Consider the following 19366-nt stretch of genomic DNA (forward strand, 5'->3'; position numbering starts at 1 on the left):
GTGCCTTCCTTTTTTTATTTGTAACTTCAACGTATCAAACTTTTTAATATTTGTATACATGTATACAAATATTAAAAAGTTTGATTTGGTATACTTTGAGTTAGATAGAAAATCATATAAACATTTGAGGAGGCGCAACATGGAGAAACGACTGTTTTACATCGATTCATTGAATCAAGAGTTTGAAGGTTATTGGACTAAGAGACGGTGGAATGGATGGGAAATTCCTCTATTCGAGATTGATGAAGTAAAAAAAATCATGAATGCACTAAGGCTTTCAGGAACTGATGCTTACTATGATGAGGCTTCTGATGCATTTATTGTTGAAGACGAGCATGATATCTCTGACAAGACAATTATTCAGGGGGAAAAACAAAAAGTTGAGGGAGAAGAGTTAATTCTCTATGAAGTCGGTAACGGATGGACTTGGGAGTTAAGTAACCCTTGATATCATTAATTTTTAAAAAAAGAAGTGAAGAGAATTTCGATTCTCTTCACTTCTTTTTTACCATCAATTTTTCGTGCTCATTGAGCATAATAACATCTAATACTCAAAATACGTCAAATCAGAAAAAAATTATCTGATTTTACTTGCCTCGGCAATTTTAAATGTTACTTCTTCAAATTTACCATTTTTATTCTCAAGTGATAGCGGTAACGAGAATGAGTACAAAACATCATTCATCAATTGTCGGTATTGTTCAATCCATCTATCTGTATCTAACTCTTCTAAACCAATATCAATGACTACAGTTTCGGGATCATATTCAACAATCTGAGGCACAAATTTACTTCCCAAGTCAAACCACTTACTAAATTCCAATTTATTTACTAATTCTCCTGTGACCCTTGTAGCTTCAGTAATAATTCGACGTTCAAAAACATCTAAATAAGTTTGAAACTCCACAACATATTCAAATGAGTCACTTCTAAATCTGTCATTTGGGTCATTCGAATAAGAATAATCTTTTTTCTCTGTAAGGTATTCAACCTTTTCATATGAGAATATTCCTTCAAAGTTTTTCTTAAAATCTAACAACTCATTGTCAGTCATAAAAATCCACCTCCATACATTATTTATATATATTTTAATTCAAAAGACCGTTATTTCCTTTATTAAGAAAATAACGGTCTTAATTAAGATTAGAGTTAAACTTGTACTTAGTTTTTTATCTCGATTGATTTAACTAAATTTTTTATCATTAAAAAAATCATTGAGTGTGATACCTAAGCCTCCGCAAAATTTTTGAACAGTACTAACTTTAGGATGCTTTGTACGTCCGGTCATTAGTTCCGAAATGGTCGCCTGATTCAATCCACCCTTTTGGATCACTTGATGGATGGTCATATTCCGTTCCGCTGCGAGCTCCTTCATCCGCTCGATGATTGCCTCGTTCAATTCCACTTGCTCACCCCACGATCTAAGTACTCTCTTATCTCCTTATTCTTTACCAAACCTTCTATTCCTCTACCCTACCACAATCTCTTGAAATCAAAATATTTGTCATTATTTTCTATACTCAAAGCGCTGTTTTTTTACAGTTGTGCTACAAAACCAAAAATATTGAGTTACTGTTGCTCTCCATCCCTTGTATAGAGCAGATTCGACAAGAATCGTCAATTGTAAAATTTCTGACATATCAGAAAACTGATGATTTTTATTCCTATCCCTGTTATATTGGAACCAACAAAAGGAAACATCTGTTTGGTCGCCGCTCTGGTTCATCAGAAAGGGGAAGGCTTATGTATCGATTCGGGGAGTGGTTGAAGGAGAACCGCCGGCTCTCGGGCTGGTCACAGGTCGAACTATCGGAGAAGACGCTCGGGGAGATTTCACAGCCCGCCATCAGCCAGTATGAACAGAACCGCTCGGTGCCGTCGATCGCGGACATCGATCATCTGGCACGTGCGCTCGGGCACACGCTCGCGACGGTCCCGTGGGACGCCATTGATTTCGGATATGGCGCGAAACGGTCCGTCACCAAGCTCGAGCGACGTCGTTTCGATTTGAAAGAGCTGCCACAGGCCGACTCGGTCCGGACGTTCGACGGGAAGACGTATGAACTGCACGGATTCCTCGGTATCGAGAGAGAGAGCGGCGAGGCGGTCCAATTGACGCAACTCTATTACCGGATCCGCACCGTCGTCAGTGATTCCCATGTGTTGGCCAAGCGAAAGAACCCGGATGACGAGCTCGTCCACGTCAAGAAGCGAAAAAACGTTCGACAGTAACCGACATCGACGCAACAACACATCCTTAAGGATGGTCTCCTCCAATCATATACCGGCGTGTCCCTCACCAGTGACCGGGTGGGCGTGATCTACGCACAGATGGTTCGGCGAGAGTCGCCTAAAACTCGCCACAAGGTCACAGCATCGTTCCGGGTCATCGAAAAACCCTGTACAGTTCCTCATCACAACGAGGAACAGAGTTCGTGGGGGAACGGCTAGAAACCCACCGCACCGAATCCGACTGTCCTTAATGATGTGCTGCTGCACATCAAGAATCAAGGGAAGGAAGTGTGTAGTGTGGCATCAAAAGAGCAGAAACAGAACCGTAGCTTCGCCGAGAAACTCTTACGCATCCGTGGGAAGGATTACGAGGAATGGCTCGACGAGCAGCATCAACAGGTCATCCAGGACAACCAGGAGCTCATCATGGAGGCGCTCGAGGCGAAGCTCAGCTTCAAGTCGCCGGCGCACCAGGACTAAGGAGGGAACGACATGGGACTCAATGAGACAGGGCTCAGCTTGCTTCAGTTCTTCCAGGGGCTCGCCGTCATCGCCGCGGCCATCGCCTTCGCGATCGGGGGCTTCTACTTCATCTTCGGCGGGGATCGTGGCCGCTCGAAGGCGGTCGGCTGGCTCGTCGGGGGCGCCGTCGGCCTGATCATCGTCATGGGCGCGTTCACGCTCGCCGAGATGGTCGACCAGAACATCAAATTCTAATGCAGACGCCCACAGCGTTCCAATCGGAAGGCTTTTTTTGTTGCTTGAAACGAGAGGAGGAACGAGATGCTGTTTGTACGATTCACCGACGTGCCGGACACACGGATCCAGAACTATGAGCGGCTCCCCTTCGCCGAGGCGGTCATCGCGACCCATGACCTGCACCAGGCGCGTAGCGAGGAAGGGACGAGCTGTTCCGGTGACTTCCGGCTCTTCGACCAGAAAGACGAACTGCTGTATCGAGGGACGTTCACGTTCGGGACCGGAGGGACCTATCCGAACCTGTATCATCAGGTCAAGGACCGGGTACAACGGATCCGGACGAAGAAAGAGGATAACGCGAAGAAGATGTGGCTCCTCGACGAGATCGAGGCCGAGACACCGGACGACTATAAGCGCCAATCCGTTAAACCAATCACAACCGTCTCGTCGACCTATCAGTCACGTCTGACCCGCTTACAGCGCCGCCTCATCTACGGGGCGGCCACGGCCGGGATTCTCTTCACCTCACTCTTCACTGCCGCGCAATGGTTCATCGACAAGGAGGCGCACGCCGAACAGGTGACCGGTGTCGAACAGGCATGGTTGGATGCTTACGAACAGGCGCTCCAAGGTGAGGAATCCTCACTCATCGATTTACTGGAACGGAAAGACCGGTCCGAGGAAGAGGATTCCCTACTGGTCGACCTCTATTTGGCGGAAGGCGCAGACCAGAAAGCGCTCGAGCTCACGGGTGACCCGATCCTGATCGAGACGAAACTGACTGGGCTTGACCTATCCGATAAGGAAAAATTGGAACGGCTCCAGGACTTCCAAGCGTCACATCCGACCGATGAGGGAGTGTTCGATATCGCCGCACTGGAACGGGACCATGAGACCGTGGCCAAGACGGAAAATGTGGAATGGACCGCGCCCCGCGTCTCCGCGAAGGTGACCGCCTATCTCTTTCTCGGGGACATCGAGTCCGCAAATGAGTGGGCGTCCAAAACGAACGACCCTGCCGCACAAGAAAAAGTCGACAACTATCAAGACAGCACGGCCACCATCGACGGACTGAACGAGAAACTGAAGAAAACCTCTAGCAAGGACACCTCGGCCCGTGAGAAGATTCAAGCCGCTATCACTGCTGAAGAAGTTGACCTAGAAACAATTCTTTATTCAGATTAAGGTAGGTGAAATAATTGAGAACTCGATCTCTGTCACCACGATTCCCGATACGTCTGATCTTCCCCGCCCTGTTCTGCCTGTTGGTGTTGCCGGTCGGGATTTTTTATCTGCTGAACGGGGTCTACAACATCATTCGACAAATCATGACCCCGATATTAAAAGACGGGTTGTTGGCCGGGGCGACGACCCCGGCGCTCTCACCCTCATTGTTTTTGGAGGTGAGTCTTCCCTCTTCGACCGTCTTGCTCGGGCTGATGGTGTTCAGCATACTGATCGGGCTGGTCGTGTTCGGCAAGGTATGGCTGAATTTCCGGGATCTGCGAAAAAATCAGAAAGGTAGCGCCCGCTTCACCTCATTTGACGAACTGAAGCGACAGTACCGCCGCGTCCCGGACCGGAAGAAGCGGTATGACGGATTGGGCGGTGTCCCCGTCGGGCGGGTCAAGAACAAGTTGTTCATCGATGATTCGCCCGTCAACAACTTGGTCATCGGGACGACCCGATCCGGGAAGGGAGAGACGTTCGTCTTCTCGACGATTGACCTGTACAGCCGGGCGAGTGACCAGGCGAGTCTGATCATCAACGACCCGAAAGGTGAGCTCTTCGCCGCCTCGAAGGAGACGCTCGAGCAACGCGGCTATCAGGTCGAGGTGTTGAACCTGATGAACCCGCTCCAATCGATGTCGTACAATCTGTTGCAGCTGACAATTGACGCGTTCCTCGAGGAGAACTACTCGCTCGCCCAACAGTATGCACGCTCGGTCGCGTTCATGTTGTACCATGACCCGAAGGCGCGGGACCCGTTCTGGGCCAACTCGTCGATCGACCTGTGTACGGCGCTCATCCTCGGGCTCTGTGAGGAGGCGAAGGACACGCCGGAGAAGATCAACATGTACAACGTCGCCCTCATGCTCTCGGACCTCGGGTCACGGACGGTGGTGACGCGGCAAGGTCAGGAAATCTCCGCGCTCGACGAGTTCTTTCAGCGGTTCCCGGAGAACCACCCGGCCCGGCTCCAGTTCGCGACGCTCCACTTCTCCGGTGGTCAGACACGGGCGAGCATCCTGGCCAATACGAATGCGAAGCTAGGAATCTTCACATTGAACGGGACCGGGAAGCTGACGTCGATGAACTCGCTCGACATGCGGCGCATCGGATTCAACCGTTGGATCAGTGGACGGACCGAACCGCTGAAACGGCTCACGTTCACGTTCCCAGATGGGACGACCCATGCGCTCACGACGGACGACGATGGTAGCTTCATCGTGTATCACACGTCGTCGCTCCAATCCGGAAGCGTCATCCAGGTCTCGACGGACTTAGACACTTCAATGATAAAGTTAGACGCACAGGATGAGGAGAACGGACGCTTCCACTACTTTATTGATGGTACGATCCAAATCCGGGAAGTGATGCATCAGCTACGTCCCGTGGCGGTCTTCCTGATCGTCCCGGACTATGACCCGACGTTCAATGTCATCGCGTCGCTCTATATCAAACAGGTGTACACTGCGCTCGCCCGGGTCGCCTCGCAGACGAAACAAGGAAAATGTGAACGTCAGGTCGTCTTCCTACTCGATGAGTTCGGGAACATGCCGCCGATCGAGGGCATGGCCAACATCATCACCGTCTGTCTCGGCCGGAACATGCGCTTCAACCTCGTGATCCAGGCCTATTCTCAACTCGAGAACCTGTACGGGGAGGATTGGAAGACGATCGACGGCAACTGTGGGAACACGCACTATCTGTTGACCGCGGACGAATCGACCGCCGAACTGATCTCGAAGAAGCTCGGTGAGGCGACTATCGTCACGAAATCACGGTCCGGGCAGACGTTCTCGCTCAAGAAATCGAAGACGGAGAACGTGGACGGTCGCCGGCTCATGACGGCGACCGAGGTCATGGGGCTAAAGGAAGGCGAGATGCTCATCATCCGTGTCATCAAGCGTCAGGACACGAAGAAGCGGCGCATTCAGTCGTATCCGATCTTCCTGAGCGGCAAAACGGCGATGAAATACCGCTACGAATACCTGGCCGACGACTTCGACACGGACCGCTCCCTGCATGACATCGACATCCCCTGTCGTCACGCCGGTCTCGACTTCGAGCAAATTCGTGTCCGTTTCGCCAGGGCAGAAGACGAGACGGATACGAGTGAGCAATCGAATCAGGAAGAAAAACCGTTGACGGTACGTGACGTGCTGCAGGACAGCATCCTGCGCTCGATGTTCGAAGGTCATGACATCGGCGGACTTGCCCTACCCGAGTTCGAGACGAATCTGAACTTAGGAGTGTATGACGTCACCGACAGTCAGAAGAGCTTTTTAAGCACGATGATTGTAAAACGACTCGAGAAACTGAAGCAAGGCACACAGGGGAGAGGAGGCCGAACCCATGACCGAGAGTGCGAGAGAGAAGCGAATCCAGAACGAACTGCGTGTCGTCGCGAGGATCATCGAGACGCAGCGCGTCCGCCTCGAGCGGGGCGACGTGCTCAATATTCAGACGACCGACGGCTTTCTGACCGTCTATCAGGATGACACCTCAGATACCCCGAAAACTGTTACACTAATAGATAAGTTCGACTTCCGCGTCAATTTAAAAGTCGCGGATCTATTGAAGGGGAAAATCGTCTGACGGAGGGGTAATCGTTATGAGGAAACTACTTGCGGGTACTTTAGGAATCAGCTTATTTTTACTTGGAGCTTGCTCAAATTCCGATGAGTCTTTGGTTCAACGTGATATTGAACACGTTGAGAAGGTCATGACAGCCGAAGAGGATGATTATTTGCTGATTGTAAAAGAAGAAGATGGTGAATTCGAAGAGTTCGTTGAATTCGTAAAAGAGGTAGCGAACGAAGAGAGCCAACAAGTCACGCTCTATAATACGTTTCAGCCAGATGGCGAGACACTTGTCGATCGGGGTAACTTTGAATACACTGACGAACTAAAAGGTGCCGTTCTATACTCTATTCAAAATGGAAACGTCACAGATGAAATCAACGTTGGAATGTTGACGGCGGACAATTACGAACAACAGTTAGCGGACTTCTTTACTAGGACTCAGTAGATTGGGGGTCTTTCAATGGCTGATTCCGATTTAATCACCAAATTACAGGAATACGAAGATGTACTCCAAATAAGTAGTATGGTCAATGACGCACTGCGCTCAATGGGATGGATTCTTGTCAGAGGACTATCAGTCTTGATTGACGGTCTTGAATCAATCACGAATCAAATCCTATTAACCAATACATTCTTCAATAATGAACAAGTGGTTGAATTCGTTCTTACGATTCAACCTTTTTTGTATGTTCTTTTAGCAGGAAGCTTCTTGTTTACTGGGTACTTGTTGATTTTCCAAAAGAAATTTGAACGTGAGAGTTTTTTGATCAACCTGTTCATCACACTATTGATCTTAGGTTTACTTTCACCAACCATGAGTCGAATTCAGGAGTTCTCTGATGAAGCAATCGCAGAAATCGGAACAGATTCGCTTTACGACGGAGAATCCTCATTATCTGAGAATATCTTAAAACGGAATGTACATGATTTGATTGAGCACGATTCGAAGAATTTTGATGCTGCTACAGGCGAATCATTAAATGCCATTCCGACTGAGTTGATTGATAATATCCGAATCAATGAGATTTTCGACAAGAACAACTATGACTTATCGGCAACCGGAAACAAATTGGCCGAGTCCTATATTCTATGGAACGGAAAAGAGACAAGTCTCGGTAAACTCGATCAAAGTGGCGTCGAGTGGAACAATCAATACTACTATCGATATCAGCCGAACTGGTTGACCATCTTCGTCACGCTCGGGATCATGGGCTTCACGCTGTTCTCGATCGCCTACAAACTGGCGCGTCTCTCGTTCGAGCTCGCCTTCAACTATGTCTTGGCAATTCTCGTCGCACCAGCCGACCTGCACAGTGGTCAAAAGACAAAGAAGGTCATCCAGAGCATATTGAACACGTTCCTCGTGATCATCCTGATCTTCGTCTCCATCAAGCTGTACACGATCGGGACCGCCTATCTGGCGGAGACGTTGGACGGTTTCGCCTATCTGATCGCCCTCATCGCCTTCTCGGTCGCATTGATTGACGGGCCGAACATGGTCGAGCGGCTGTTCGGGATCGATGCGGGGCTCAAACGGGGCTGGGGTGTCGCGCTCGGCGCCTATGCTGCCGGGAAAGGCGTGACCTCGGCCGGTGCCAATGCGGTCTCGAAGGTCGCGCGTGCCACACAAGGCGCACAGAAGATGCCATCGCTCCATGAGGCTGCGACGGCTCGGATGGATTCGAATGCCATGCCGCAAAGTGATTCACCGCTTAGTGCAGCGGGCCAAGCTTCAAAACGGATGGATGCCGAGAGACAAACCGATCCAGATGGTGTTGCTCAGACGAATCAAACCGCAAGTCACACTCAACCTGACCAAGAAAAATCGACAAATCCAAAGGACGTTGCGCAACCAAACAACGGTCAAGAATTCGAGTTGGAGGCGCAAGGTTCTCCACACGTGAACGAAGCATCAGGCCGCACATCTCCCGAATCGATTCATGCGACGAATCTTGAATCGAATACAGAAAGTAGACCCGATCATCAAACAACGTCACCGGAGACACAAAGACCGGAATCGATCCACGATCATTCAAGCTCTGGTCATTCTCCAATCCCGGCTTCGTCGACTCTCGAACCGGTAACCGGGTCCATCGATGCCGCATCCGGACCAGACCATCGTCACAGTGAATCGATAGCGAGAAACGACGCGACGTCAGCGACACCTCATGAGGCACCACATTCAAACGATTCATCCTCGTCTTCGTCATCTGCGACGGATTCGAGTGATACGGCAACAGAGAAACGCCAAGGACGCGCCCGCCCGACCATTCATCAGGACACCGTGCTCGACATCGAGACCGAGGTCATCGAACAGGTGCGTGAGAATCAGACGCACCGTCATAGCCAGCACCATGATGAGTCGCGACGGATCTATCCGACCTCGCCACCGCGACCTGACAACATGAAGAAAAAGGAGTGATGACCTATGCGCAAATACCGGATCCCGAACGAAGTCACGACCGAACTGAAGATCAATAAGATGCTCTATCTGCATGACTTCCTGTTTCTCGTCGGGCTCATCGTGCTCCGGCTCGTGACGCTCCCATTCATCCCGTCGGTGCTACACATCCCGTTCACGGTCTTCCTCGTCGTCTTCGGCCTGTTCATGGTGCTCAGACCGGCGACGAACCCGCAGAAGCGGATGGTCCACGCGCTCTATTACGCGCTCATCAAACGGAAAGACACCTATCTCGCGCTCGACGCGCACACGAAAGGACGTGATTGAGATGGCTTTTATCGAGGAGTCGCTACAAGAACCGAGACGCACGGGCACTTGGCTCGACGAACAGGACGTTGCCGAAAAACGGAAGGTCAAAAACAAGGTCGTCGTCAAACCGACGGTCGCCGAACTGATGCCGGTCGTCGACATCACCGGGACCGAGGCGTTCGAGATGTGGGACGGGACCTATCTCGACATGGTCCAGTTCACCTCGAAGGACATCTACTCCTTGAACGAGGAGGAAAAAGACCATGACGTGTTCTCGCTCGCTTATCTTTTACAGGCGTACACGCACCCACTCAAGGTCGTTCCGCTGAACACACCGCTCAGTCTCGAGCGACAGAAGATCAGCATCGAACGACAGATTCGACAAAATCAGACACCGGCCTACCTGCCTTTCTTATTGAAGAAGAAGCAGGAGCTCGAATACCTCGAGGAGCATCGCACCAATCGCGATTATCTCCTCTTTTTTTATGCCGACGACGAGCGGACGCTACGCGAGCGGAAGACGCATCTCTCTAAACTGCTCCGCCGCTCGAACCCGATGCGCGAGCTGACGCTCGACCAGAAAATCCATGTACTCTACCAACTGAACAACCCGAACACGAAACCGCAACTCGACGCCTGAAGAAAGGAGTGACGCATATGTGGCAGCGTCTGCGTGACAAGTTATCCAAACAACAGGACCCGGAGACCGTCAAGATCGAGAAAGGCTACAACCCCGACGTCATCGCCAAGATCCAGCCGCAGGGTGGCATTAAGTTCGACGCCAACTTCGTCCGACTCGGGGACGGCTACCTGTCTTGTCTCCACGTCTATAAATATCAGTCACTCGTCTACGATTACTGGCTCGAGCCGATCCTGAACATGCCGGGCGTTTTGACGACGCTCGACATCGGGACTGCAGACAAGCGTGAGATCATCCAGACCATCAACAAGTCGATGGCCGAACAGAACACGCGCTTCGAGAACGCGAAGGACAACATCGACCGCATCGACGCCCGGGAGACGTATAAGGAGCTGAACGAGCTCTACGAACAGATCACCCAGGGCGAGACGATGAAATATCTGCATCTACGCCTCTATGTGAAGGCGAAGACACTCGACGCGCTCGAGGTGAAGGTGCAGGAGGTGATGGAAGAACTCGAGGCCCGGAACTTCCGCTCGACGATTTTCCTGAACGAACAGGAATGGGAGTGGCAGAGCCTGTTCACGAGCTATGACCAACAACAAAAACTCCCGAACCGGCGCCGTGGGAAAGAGATCCCGTCTCTCTCCATCGCCGGCGGCTATCCGTTCCACTTCACGTCGCTCCAGGACGCGACCGGCACGTATTACGGGACGACCGACACGAACGGCAGCGTCATCTTCGACCTGTTCCACAAGGACAAACAGCGCAAGTTCTATAACGCGCTCATGATCGGCAAGATGGGGTCCGGCAAGTCGACACTCCTCAAGAAGACGGTGCTCGACCAGGCGATCAAGGGCAACAAGATCCGGATTCTCGACGTCACGGGCGAGTTCTCGGACCTCGTGCGTCAGCTCGGCGGAAAAGAGATTGCGCTCGACGGGTCGGCCGGTCTCATCAACCCGCTCCATGTCTATAAGACGGTGACGAACAATGACGGGAGCGCCAACGAGGCACTCTCGTTCATGCAACACCTGTCGAAGATGGCCGTGTTCTATCACTACATCAACCCGGCGGCGACGCAGGAAGAGACGAACGAGTTCGAGATTTTACTTCGTGATTTATATGTACGGCACGGGCTCTGGGACGAACAAGGCGAACTGCCGATCACGACGCATCCGGCGAACCGGTACCCGACGTTCTCCGACTTTTTGACGCTCGTGCGGCGTGAGCTCTACACGGACGACACGCGCACCTCGATCAAGGACGCCATCAGTCCGAACCGGGTCCGGCGCCTCGAGAACATCGAACTCGCCGTCACGAACCTCGTCCATAACTACGGTAACATCTTCGACGGCCACTCCTCGATCGACCGGTTCGACGAGGAGCTCATCGTGTCGTTCCCGCTCCGGAACCTTACGAGCCTGCGTGACGAGGTGTTCCAGGCGCAGGTGTTCTCGCTGATGAACATGCTGTGGGACGGGATGATTGCCAACGGTTCGAGTCAACTGAAAGCATATAACCAGGGCGTGCTCCGGACCGAGGAGGCGTGCAAGTATCTCATCGTCATCGACGAGGCGCACCATCTGATCAACACGCGCGACATCGCTCAACCGGCTATCCTGTATCTGCAACGCTGCATGCGCGAGGCGCGCAAGTATTTCGGCGGCATCTTCTTCGTTTCGCATCTGATCACCGACTTCGTGCCGGCCGGGTCGAAGTCCGAGAACGCGGAGAACGTCAAGTCACTCTTCCAGCTCACGCAATACAAGATCATCGGTGAACAGGACGCGGAGAGCATCCCGATTATCCAAACGGTGTTCGACGGACAACTCTCGAACTCCGAGATGCGTCTCATCCCCTCGCTCGAGACGGGACGCGTCGTCCTCAGTATCTCGGGCGTGCAGAACCTCATCTTTGACGTCGATGTCGCGCCCGAAGAACTCGCTTTGTTCGGTGGAGGTGCCTGATGTGGGCGGCCGCGAAACGGACGGCCCGCTTCGCCGTCACGGCGAAATGGCAGCTCGCGACGCTCAAGTGGCGGCTCATCCTGATCGGCATCGCGGTACTCGTGTTGTTCTTTGTCATCCTCGTCGTCGGGATCCTCGACACGCTCACGGGTGTACAGAATGAGCAACCGACCGACGTCACGTTCGACACCGTGGGCGGTCTCCAGGTGAGCGACCAGGTGCTCCAATATCGGGGCTTGGTCGAATCAGAACTGACGAAGCACGGGCTGTCCGAACAGACGAACCTCGTGCTCGCGCTCATGATGCAGGAGAGTGGCGGACGTGGGAACGATCCGATGCAGGCGAGCGAATCAAAATGTGGACGGATCGGGTGCATCACCTCTCCCGAGGAGAGCATCGTGTACGGCGTCGAGCATTTCGCGTCCGTCTTCGAACGGGCGAACCGTGACGTGCAGCTCACGCTACAGAGCTACAACTTCGGGGGCGGCTTCATCGACTACGTCCAGAAGAACGGCGGAAGTTATTCGAAAGAGCTCGCCATCTCGTTCTCCCAGATGATGTACCAGCGTGTGAAACATACCGGCATTTATCGCTGTCATCGACCGAGCGCGGTCCAGCACGGTGCCTGTTACGGGGACATCGAATATGTCGACGCGGTGTTGAAATATCTCGCGCCGGTCGCCGCCGCCGACGGAATCATCACGAAAGAATTGTTGTCAGGGTTACGTTCCCCGCTCGCCATTCCGCTCAACGTGACATCGCGTTTCGGCTGGCGCGTCGTCTTCGGACAACGGGACAATCACACCGGTATCGACTTCAGTTGCACCCCGTCCGACACGATCCACGCGGTCAAGAGCGGCACCGTCATCTATAGCGGGAACCGCGGACCGTACGGGAATCTCGTCCAAGTCCGGCACGACAATTACATCACGGCGTACGCGCACCTGAGTCGTCTCGGCGTCCAGACCGGACAACAGATCGACGCCGGGCAGGCGCTCGGGTACTGCGGCACGACCGGCCGCTCGAGCGGGAACCATCTGCATTTCGAGATCAAGACGAGCGAATGGTCCGGTCATATCGACCCCGCCCCGGTCTTCGGATTTTGAGTCATGGATGTATGGAAAGGAGGAGAAAGGATGAACTTCACCGCACGTCACCTCGCCTATCTGTTCGGGGTACTGCTCCTGATTTCGCTCGCGGCGAACGTCTTTTTCTATCAACAAGTGACGGCTGTAACGAGCTATTCGAACGCGAGTGAAACGGAGAATGAGAGTGTAGCTCCCTCTGAATCGGCAACCTCCGAGGCTACGTCGGCGGACACCGAACCAGTCGTCGCCTCGACGGAGACGGGACGAATGAAAGAGCTGACGACAAACGCGACACGCTTCGTCGAATACACCTTCACTGTCACGAAAGACAGCTACACGGCCCAGAAACGACAGGCGAAAGACGTCATGTCGGAGGACCTCGCGGCCACGCTCTTCACCGCTGACGGCAGTGACGTCGGAACGTTCGAGACGACCGTCCGCGACATCGAGGTGTTCCCTTCTGTCTCCGGAGAAGATTGTCTCGTGCGGTTCGAACAAGACCTGTTGATCACCGAAACGGGTTATGAAGAGACGACGCAAGAACTGTTGGCTCTGGCGTTCGAGTCCATCGACGGACGTTTAGTCGTCACCGAGATGGAAGACCTGACACCAGAAGGAGGGATTTAGATGCGACGACAATCGCGACGACGCCTCACCCAAAACGTCTCACGAATCTACCTCGGACTCGGCGTGTTCTTTGTCATCGGCTTCCTCTTCTTCGGTACCTCGTCGTTATTCTTTGCTGAAGAGGCACCAGTCAATGAGACGCCGATCAACGAGGCGATCCGACTCTCGAACGGGGAGTCCGTGACGCTCCATGCCTGGAGTTATGACATGGATAAACGGACGATGCGTGTCCGCCTCTCACTCGATGAGACACCAGGTAACACGAACAATCATCTCTATCGCTATGTCTATAAGGCACGTCCGGATTCTGAGAAGGAAGTTGTGTTGCTGTACGAACGGAACGATCAATACGTGCTCGAATTGAAAGACGTGCCGAACGATTTCGACCAACTTGCCGTCCGGATTTATGCGTTAGAGGAGCCGCAATCACTTGATGAATTCACGCCTGAAGAACGAGATAACGCTCTACTGACGTCACTCTATGCCGACCGCCGGACCATCGACTCGGAGAGTCACGCTTCGTCTGAAGAGACAACTTTCACGAAATTTTTCGTCGAAGATGAGCTCGCAAAGACCGAGCAGCAACTGGAGGATGCTCGTCAATCGGTCGAGGTGCAACAGCAACAGATCAAGCGACTCGACCGTGACAAAGAGGAGCTCGAAGGCGAACTTCCCTACCTCTCGCTCGACGAACAGGTCGAACAGGAGAATGAAATCTTCGACCTCGACCGGAAGCGTGACGAGCTCAACCTGGAACTCGAGAAACTCGAAAAGTCGATCCAAGCACTCGAAGAAAAGCACGACAAATTACGCGTCAGGCTCCGGGAACTGTCGATTTAAGTGGCACATTTCGTGCCAAATCGCTGGTTTTACTGGCACATTTCGTGCCATTTTCGGACTTTTGGTGATATCACGGAAACCCCAGGCTCTGCCTGGGCTATCACGACAAGTGATAGCAGTTTCCCCTTATGCTCTTTGGACGGTTTTTTAGGACATTGGCAATATGTAGTCTCTAGAAAGGTGGTCAGGCAGATGGATCTATTGCTCCGCGACATCGACCCCGTCATCGTGAAACAGATTGATGAATGGGCGAAGGAACACAACCGCTCCCGGCAACAATATTTGAAAGAACTGCTCGCCTCCTGGTGCGCAAACGGCATCCAATCGACGCAGGTCGAGCGGCTCGAACGACAGCTCGAGGCGAACACGTTCCACCTAAAACGAAGCGCGGACGAGCTCGCCGAAGTGACCCGGTTGTTGAACGAGGTGATGCAAGATGCGTGAGACCCCGGGTGTCGTCATCAAGTCGAAGTTCAAGGTGCCGGGCACGAAAAAGAAGTCGCGTCGCTACACGACGTACCTCGACTACATCAACCGTCTGGACGCGAAAGACAGCCGGGAACAGTTCGAGACGTATCACGAATATATGGAAGACGAGACGAAGTCGAGCGGTCTGTTCACACGCGAGGACGACCGATTGGACGACGAAAAGCGTCGCGCCGTCCGCGATATCTTCAAGTATGCGCAAGCGAATAGAAGTATCCTCTGGCAAGACATTATCTCGTTCGATAACGCTTGGCTGCGCGAGACCGGTGTGCTTCACAACAACCTCATCGACGAGAAACGCTTGATCCAGGCGACGCGGAACGCGGTCGAGGCGATGCTCCAAAAAGAAAAGATGGTCCACGCCTACTGGACCGGCGCCGTGCATTATAACACCGACAACATCCACGTCCATGTCGCCATCGTCGAGACGAGTCACATGCGCGAGCGCGGCAAGCGCAAACCTAAATCGATCGAGCTGATGAAGTCGAAGGTCATCCACTCGCTCGCCGACCGGACAAAAGAACAGGAGAAACTGAACGCGTTCATAAGAAACGAGTTGGTCGCCCATAAACGGAACCGGAAGATCCAAACGCTCCCGAACCGTGTCCTGCATCCCGACCTCGTCCGTCAGTTCAAGTACATCTATGAACGGTTGCCGGAAGACAAACGTCAATGGCGCTACAACATGAACGGGATGCAACCACTCCGAGAATCACTCGACCGTCTGACCGACTGCTATATCGACCTTCACTTCAAATCAGAGTTTCAAGGCTTCAACGAGCGGCTCGAACAGGAGGTCTCGTTCCACCGTCGCAGTTATGGCGATACAGAGAAGGCCGAGCGCTACCGGACGACGAAGCGACAGGACCTCTACACCCGGATGGGGAATGCCATCCTCTCAGAGATGCGAGACTTGTCAAAAGAACAAACGACATTCGAGAAAAATGAAGCCCCCAAACATCCGGTCCGACGCGCGTTCAACCAACAAAAGATATTCAACGAATCACTCTACCGGATCGAGCGGCACATGAGCGACGAGTTCGAACACCTGAAAAATCAGCGTGCATATGAACAACTGGAACGGGATATCGAATATGGAAAGTGAGGGAGGACGATGGAAGAGTTGAGACAGATCCGTCTTCGATTAAAGCCGGAGACGGTCGCGTATTTAGAAGAGTTCGCCGACGACAAACGCTTCGGCCACCTCGGTCAGGTCATCGACCATATCGCAGAAGAGCATAGACAATTGGCCGACGAGAAGTGGGACATGCAGTTCCTCACCCGCTCGATCAGCACGCAGGTCTCACATCATATCGAGGAGTTGATCAACGGGCAGGTGTTAATAGAACTCGAGCGGATCCGTCTCGCCGCGAACCGCTCCGACCGTCACGGGCAGATCCTGACAGAGCTCCTTCAGGCGCTCATGCAGACCGAAGGCATCGAGGACATCATGACGACGGACCAGTTCAAACCGACGTTCCTCGAGACGGCGGAACGTATCGTCCAGGAACGCATCGAACACCAAAAACAGAAGAAGGACACACTAACTTTTGAGAGAGGATGAATCCTATGCGACCACTTGATCGTCCCTTCACGATGGGACAACTGTTGACAATTCAACCGAACACCGTCACGGTCCTCATCTATGGAAAACGGTACGACATTCCGGTGTCCGTTTCCGAGCACCAACTTTTGACCGCCATCGCGCAAGACGAGATCGTCTTGCTTCCAGTCAATTTCGAGCGGACACGGCTGTTACTCGACATCCCGGACACATCGCCACAACTCGAACGTGAACTGAACGAATTCACGGATATTGCAGAACCTGTCACCGACTTGTTGAAGGAAGGAGTCTGACACGATGGCCAAGATGAAGACGAACGAAGAACGGAAAGCCGAGCTCGAGGCCTTGACCGAGCAGATGGGAAAACAGATCGACAACTACTTCGAGAGTCCTGATAAGATCCGTGAACATCTGCAGTTCCTCGGCAAGTTCCATCAATACTCGATGCGGAACGCGGTCTTAATCGAGTCCCAGTTTCCCGGCGCGGTCGCGGTCGGCTCTTATCCGTTCTGGGAGAAGCAAGGCGCACAGGTCCAAAAAGGAGAGCGTGGCATCAAGGTATTCGTCCCGAACCCGGTGACGTACGCTCTGCACAAAGACGAATGGGTACCGCTCAGCAAGGCACCGAAGTCAATCAAGGAAGGCGTGAAACAAGGACGAATCCCATCACGTAAGATGATATACTTCAAGATCGGTCACGTGTTCGAGTACACACAGACCGATGCGCGCGAGAAAGGGATCGAGGTCTCGGACATCTTCAAGCGATATCATCGGGACGGCGGGCTCGAGAACGAGCAAGACATCCGTGACGCCTTGACGACGCTCGCGGATGCCCGAAATGTGACGCTATTGGATGAACCACTTGACGAGATCGGGACGGCGAAGGGGTGTTACTATCCGGAGCTGCATGCAATCGCTTTGAACCCACGAAATAAATCGATCGAGGACATCACAGTTATGATCCACGAGCTCGCCCACGCGGAGCTACACAACCAAGAGCGGAATCTTGAGCGGGACCAACCACTCACGGCACCCGAAAAGGAGTTCCAGGCCGAGATGGTCGCCTATGTCGTCTCACATCAACTCGGTTTCCCGACGGACGACTTCTCGCTCTCCTATCTGGCCGGTTGGACAAAAGACAAGGAACTCCTCGATAAGGAACAACTGTTGCAGGAAGTCCATCATACATCCGCGGCTTTCCTCGACCATATCGAGTCCTATCTCGAGAAGGTGAACACCTTGCAACAGGCGAAAGAACAGAGCCCTCTTGATTACCTTGAACAGCTGGAGCGGCGTATGGGATGGAAAGACGCTGACCTCAGTCTTTATGAGCGGGTGCATGCCGTACAAAGTGTGTCTCCCGAGGAGGTGGAGCCCTATTTGAACGCAAAAGCGACACTCGAGACGAACCTGAAGATGGATCACGTCGAAAAGCCGCTCATGTATATCCATGGTAAGGGATTCGGATTCCAATCATTCGGTGTCGCCAACAATCATGACTTCAATGACGACGCGCTTGTCGTTTACACGATTGCATTACCCAATCAGCTATTGATCAGCGGTCACTTTGATCCCGAAAAAACAGTTCATCCATTACACGATTTAGAAAAGAACAATAAGGTTGAAAAACCACTTCTGAAATCGCTTGAAAACCATTGGCATGACGTGTTGCTTGATGATGAAAATGAATCTTTATCGAGAAAAATCATACTAAATATTGAACGAATAATTTAATATACAGTATGGGACTTATGTCAGTCCCATGCTGTATATTAGACTTTTATTCTCCTAAATAGGCTTCACGACTTTATACTCAATCGCATTTGATATAGACCCATACAGTTTTCTTATTATTGCTTCATTTCCTCTAGCTTTTTCCCACTTTGCTGTCATTAGTTTGTGTAGAAATTTAAAATGATTTTCAACATGGTAATTCATGTAGGATTCGAAGTCGGAGTACGTTTTATAAGCGCTAATATATTTAAAGTAAGACTCCAACAATATTGAGTTGTCAAAATGCTTACTTTTGCTACCCTCAATCACAAGAAGATGGCGGGCTTGGGCAGAGCTCCTAAAGGCCCGAAAACGACAAAGTCATGTTTCAGTTCAACTGAAACATGACTTTGTCTACACTCTGAAATAAACTTTAATGAGTTTATTTTTCAAATTCATTCCGGTTCATTTGTATTAGTAAATAACCAGATTTTTCAACTGTGATTTATTCCCAATCCTCTAAATCATCTAAATCTTCAGAACGTCTGTAAAGTAACTCTTCCCCTACCTTTTGCCGAGCATGCTCACTCATGAGATAAACATCATTATCATCAACATCTGCTGTTAATTGGTATAAATAACCTTTATCTAACTTTGTAATTTTGTACCAATTCAAAAAAATCAAGCTATCGTTTAACTCTTTTGAGAGTAACTCATTACTCCAATAATTCATCCACTCCACTTCTTTTGGTCGCAGAAAACCAGTCTCGTACATATATATTTCTCTTTCTGGGAAACTTTTAGATATGAAGGCTCTGTAAGGACTCCAGTCTCTGCAAATTTCATGAAATAATTGAACCCATTTTTCTTCTTTTTTAAAATTATTTTTAGAAATCACAAAATCAAAGCCTACATTTCCAGGTAATCCACCCTTAAGATTATGAAAATTGATATAGCTCTTACTTTTTTTCAATCTCATAACAAAAC

The 19366-nt window shown here is 51.4% G+C and carries 22 protein-coding genes; 19 read left to right on the forward strand and 3 right to left on the reverse strand.

Annotated elements, in window-relative coordinates; genetic code table 11:
• Window positions 1-139 precede the first annotated feature (139 nt).
• Window positions 140-448: a hypothetical protein gene (locus A6395_RS15365; RefSeq protein WP_071399700.1), complete on the forward strand. Its 309-nt coding sequence runs from the start codon at window positions 140-142 to the stop codon at window positions 446-448.
• Between the two features lie 129 nt (window positions 449-577).
• Here A6395_RS15365 and A6395_RS15370 read toward each other — a convergent pair whose 3' ends face one another.
• Both A6395_RS15370 and A6395_RS15375 read right to left on the reverse strand, forming a co-directional pair.
• On the reverse strand, window positions 578-1054 hold the full coding sequence (locus tag A6395_RS15370) for a hypothetical protein (protein ID WP_071399701.1): 477 nt from the start codon (window positions 1052-1054) through the stop codon (window positions 578-580).
• A gap of 129 nt (window positions 1055-1183) precedes the next feature.
• Complete coding sequence (locus A6395_RS15375; protein WP_286203280.1) at window positions 1184-1375, reverse strand: helix-turn-helix domain-containing protein; 192 nt, start codon at window positions 1373-1375, stop codon at window positions 1184-1186.
• A 368-nt stretch (window positions 1376-1743) separates the two neighbouring features.
• Here A6395_RS15375 and A6395_RS15820 point away from each other — a divergent pair, with 368 nt between their 5' ends.
• The 18 genes from A6395_RS15820 to A6395_RS15465 all read left to right on the forward strand — a co-directional run bounded on the left by A6395_RS15820 (window position 1744) and on the right by A6395_RS15465 (window position 18400).
• Window positions 1744-2232: a helix-turn-helix domain-containing protein gene (locus tag A6395_RS15820; protein WP_084813114.1), complete on the forward strand. Its 489-nt coding sequence runs from the start codon at window positions 1744-1746 to the stop codon at window positions 2230-2232.
• 297 nt (window positions 2233-2529) lie between these two features.
• Window positions 2530-2712 carry a hypothetical protein gene (locus A6395_RS15385; protein ID WP_051627825.1) on the forward strand — a complete coding sequence of 61 codons (183 nt, stop codon included), beginning with the start codon at window positions 2530-2532 and terminating at the stop codon, window positions 2710-2712.
• Between the two features lie 12 nt (window positions 2713-2724).
• Window positions 2725-2949, forward strand: a complete 225-nt coding sequence (locus A6395_RS15390; protein ID WP_012390467.1) for a hypothetical protein — start codon at window positions 2725-2727, stop codon at window positions 2947-2949.
• Window positions 2950-3015: 66 nt separating this feature from the next.
• On the forward strand, window positions 3016-4116 hold the full coding sequence (locus A6395_RS15395; RefSeq protein WP_071399703.1) for a hypothetical protein: 1101 nt from the start codon (window positions 3016-3018) through the stop codon (window positions 4114-4116).
• Window positions 4117-4130: 14 nt separating this feature from the next.
• Window positions 4131-6656: a VirD4-like conjugal transfer protein, CD1115 family gene (locus tag A6395_RS15400; RefSeq protein ID WP_149038997.1), complete on the forward strand. Its 2526-nt coding sequence runs from the start codon at window positions 4131-4133 to the stop codon at window positions 6654-6656.
• A gap of 113 nt (window positions 6657-6769) precedes the next feature.
• Complete coding sequence (locus A6395_RS15405; protein ID WP_071399705.1) at window positions 6770-7186, forward strand: hypothetical protein; 417 nt, start codon at window positions 6770-6772, stop codon at window positions 7184-7186.
• Between the two features lie 15 nt (window positions 7187-7201).
• Window positions 7202-9163: a pLS20_p028 family conjugation system transmembrane protein gene (locus A6395_RS15410; protein ID WP_071399706.1), complete on the forward strand. Its 1962-nt coding sequence runs from the start codon at window positions 7202-7204 to the stop codon at window positions 9161-9163.
• Between the two features lie 6 nt (window positions 9164-9169).
• Window positions 9170-9469, forward strand: a complete 300-nt coding sequence (locus tag A6395_RS15415) for a DUF5592 family protein (RefSeq protein ID WP_029336108.1) — start codon at window positions 9170-9172, stop codon at window positions 9467-9469.
• 1 nt (window position 9470) lies between these two features.
• The gene (locus A6395_RS15420; RefSeq protein WP_071399707.1) at window positions 9471-10091 is read left to right on the forward strand and encodes a hypothetical protein; all 621 of its coding nucleotides are present in this window, start codon (window positions 9471-9473) and stop codon (window positions 10089-10091) included.
• A 17-nt stretch (window positions 10092-10108) separates the two neighbouring features.
• Complete coding sequence (locus A6395_RS15425; RefSeq protein ID WP_071399708.1) at window positions 10109-12061, forward strand: VirB4 family type IV secretion system protein; 1953 nt, start codon at window positions 10109-10111, stop codon at window positions 12059-12061.
• Window positions 12061-13167 (forward strand): lysozyme family protein, encoded by a 1107-nt coding sequence (locus tag A6395_RS15430; RefSeq protein ID WP_084813115.1) that lies wholly within the window; start codon window positions 12061-12063, stop codon window positions 13165-13167. The genes A6395_RS15425 and A6395_RS15430 overlap by 1 nt, the downstream gene beginning before the upstream one ends.
• A gap of 30 nt (window positions 13168-13197) precedes the next feature.
• The gene (locus A6395_RS15435) at window positions 13198-13776 is read left to right on the forward strand and encodes a hypothetical protein (protein ID WP_071399709.1); all 579 of its coding nucleotides are present in this window, start codon (window positions 13198-13200) and stop codon (window positions 13774-13776) included.
• Window positions 13777-14616, forward strand: a complete 840-nt coding sequence (locus tag A6395_RS15440) for a hypothetical protein (RefSeq protein WP_071399710.1) — start codon at window positions 13777-13779, stop codon at window positions 14614-14616.
• A gap of 192 nt (window positions 14617-14808) precedes the next feature.
• A complete protein-coding gene (locus A6395_RS15445) occupies window positions 14809-15060 on the forward strand; it encodes a hypothetical protein (protein ID WP_071399711.1) in 252 nt (83 codons plus the stop codon).
• Window positions 15053-16207, forward strand: coding sequence for a MobP2 family relaxase (gene mobP2 / locus A6395_RS15450; RefSeq protein ID WP_071399712.1), 1155 nt, complete (start codon window positions 15053-15055; stop codon window positions 16205-16207). The genes A6395_RS15445 and mobP2 overlap by 8 nt, the downstream gene beginning before the upstream one ends.
• 9 nt (window positions 16208-16216) lie before the next feature.
• Window positions 16217-16666: a hypothetical protein gene (locus A6395_RS15455; protein WP_071399713.1), complete on the forward strand. Its 450-nt coding sequence runs from the start codon at window positions 16217-16219 to the stop codon at window positions 16664-16666.
• A gap of 5 nt (window positions 16667-16671) precedes the next feature.
• On the forward strand, window positions 16672-16959 hold the full coding sequence (locus A6395_RS15460; protein ID WP_071399714.1) for a hypothetical protein: 288 nt from the start codon (window positions 16672-16674) through the stop codon (window positions 16957-16959).
• 4 nt (window positions 16960-16963) lie between these two features.
• Window positions 16964-18400 (forward strand): ImmA/IrrE family metallo-endopeptidase, encoded by a 1437-nt coding sequence (locus tag A6395_RS15465; RefSeq protein WP_071399715.1) that lies wholly within the window; start codon window positions 16964-16966, stop codon window positions 18398-18400.
• Window positions 18401-18884: 484 nt separating this feature from the next.
• On the opposite strand, the gene A6395_RS16050 is transcribed toward A6395_RS15465, so the two are convergent.
• The coding region (locus A6395_RS16050; protein WP_159429475.1) for a hypothetical protein at window positions 18885-19366 on the reverse strand (482 nt) is incomplete at its 5' end.

It is taken from the genome of Exiguobacterium sp. SH31 (assembly GCF_001816105.1).
GTDB lineage: Bacteria > Bacillota > Bacilli > Exiguobacteriales > Exiguobacteriaceae > Exiguobacterium > Exiguobacterium aurantiacum_A.

Coding starts and splice junctions, on each gene's coding strand:
- A6395_RS15365 (WP_071399700.1), top strand. CDS start 140: ATGGAGAAACGACTGTTTTACATCGATTCATTGAATCAAGAGTTTGAA.
- A6395_RS15370 (WP_071399701.1), bottom strand. CDS start 1,054: ATGACTGACAATGAGTTGTTAGATTTTAAGAAAAACTTTGAAGGAATA.
- A6395_RS15375 (WP_286203280.1), bottom strand. CDS start 1,375: ATGAAGGAGCTCGCAGCGGAACGGAATATGACCATCCATCAAGTGATC.
- A6395_RS15820 (WP_084813114.1), top strand. CDS start 1,744: ATGTATCGATTCGGGGAGTGGTTGAAGGAGAACCGCCGGCTCTCGGGC.
- A6395_RS15390 (WP_012390467.1), top strand. CDS start 2,725: ATGGGACTCAATGAGACAGGGCTCAGCTTGCTTCAGTTCTTCCAGGGG.
- A6395_RS15395 (WP_071399703.1), top strand. CDS start 3,016: ATGCTGTTTGTACGATTCACCGACGTGCCGGACACACGGATCCAGAAC.
- A6395_RS15405 (WP_071399705.1), top strand. CDS start 6,770: ATGAGGAAACTACTTGCGGGTACTTTAGGAATCAGCTTATTTTTACTT.
- A6395_RS15410 (WP_071399706.1), top strand. CDS start 7,202: ATGGCTGATTCCGATTTAATCACCAAATTACAGGAATACGAAGATGTA.
- A6395_RS15415 (WP_029336108.1), top strand. CDS start 9,170: ATGCGCAAATACCGGATCCCGAACGAAGTCACGACCGAACTGAAGATC.
- A6395_RS15420 (WP_071399707.1), top strand. CDS start 9,471: ATGGCTTTTATCGAGGAGTCGCTACAAGAACCGAGACGCACGGGCACT.
- A6395_RS15425 (WP_071399708.1), top strand. CDS start 10,109: ATGTGGCAGCGTCTGCGTGACAAGTTATCCAAACAACAGGACCCGGAG.
- A6395_RS15430 (WP_084813115.1), top strand. CDS start 12,061: ATGTGGGCGGCCGCGAAACGGACGGCCCGCTTCGCCGTCACGGCGAAA.
- A6395_RS15435 (WP_071399709.1), top strand. CDS start 13,198: ATGAACTTCACCGCACGTCACCTCGCCTATCTGTTCGGGGTACTGCTC.
- A6395_RS15440 (WP_071399710.1), top strand. CDS start 13,777: ATGCGACGACAATCGCGACGACGCCTCACCCAAAACGTCTCACGAATC.
- A6395_RS15445 (WP_071399711.1), top strand. CDS start 14,809: ATGGATCTATTGCTCCGCGACATCGACCCCGTCATCGTGAAACAGATT.
- mobP2 (WP_071399712.1), top strand. CDS start 15,053: ATGCGTGAGACCCCGGGTGTCGTCATCAAGTCGAAGTTCAAGGTGCCG.
- A6395_RS15455 (WP_071399713.1), top strand. CDS start 16,217: ATGGAAGAGTTGAGACAGATCCGTCTTCGATTAAAGCCGGAGACGGTC.
- A6395_RS15460 (WP_071399714.1), top strand. CDS start 16,672: ATGCGACCACTTGATCGTCCCTTCACGATGGGACAACTGTTGACAATT.
- A6395_RS15465 (WP_071399715.1), top strand. CDS start 16,964: ATGGCCAAGATGAAGACGAACGAAGAACGGAAAGCCGAGCTCGAGGCC.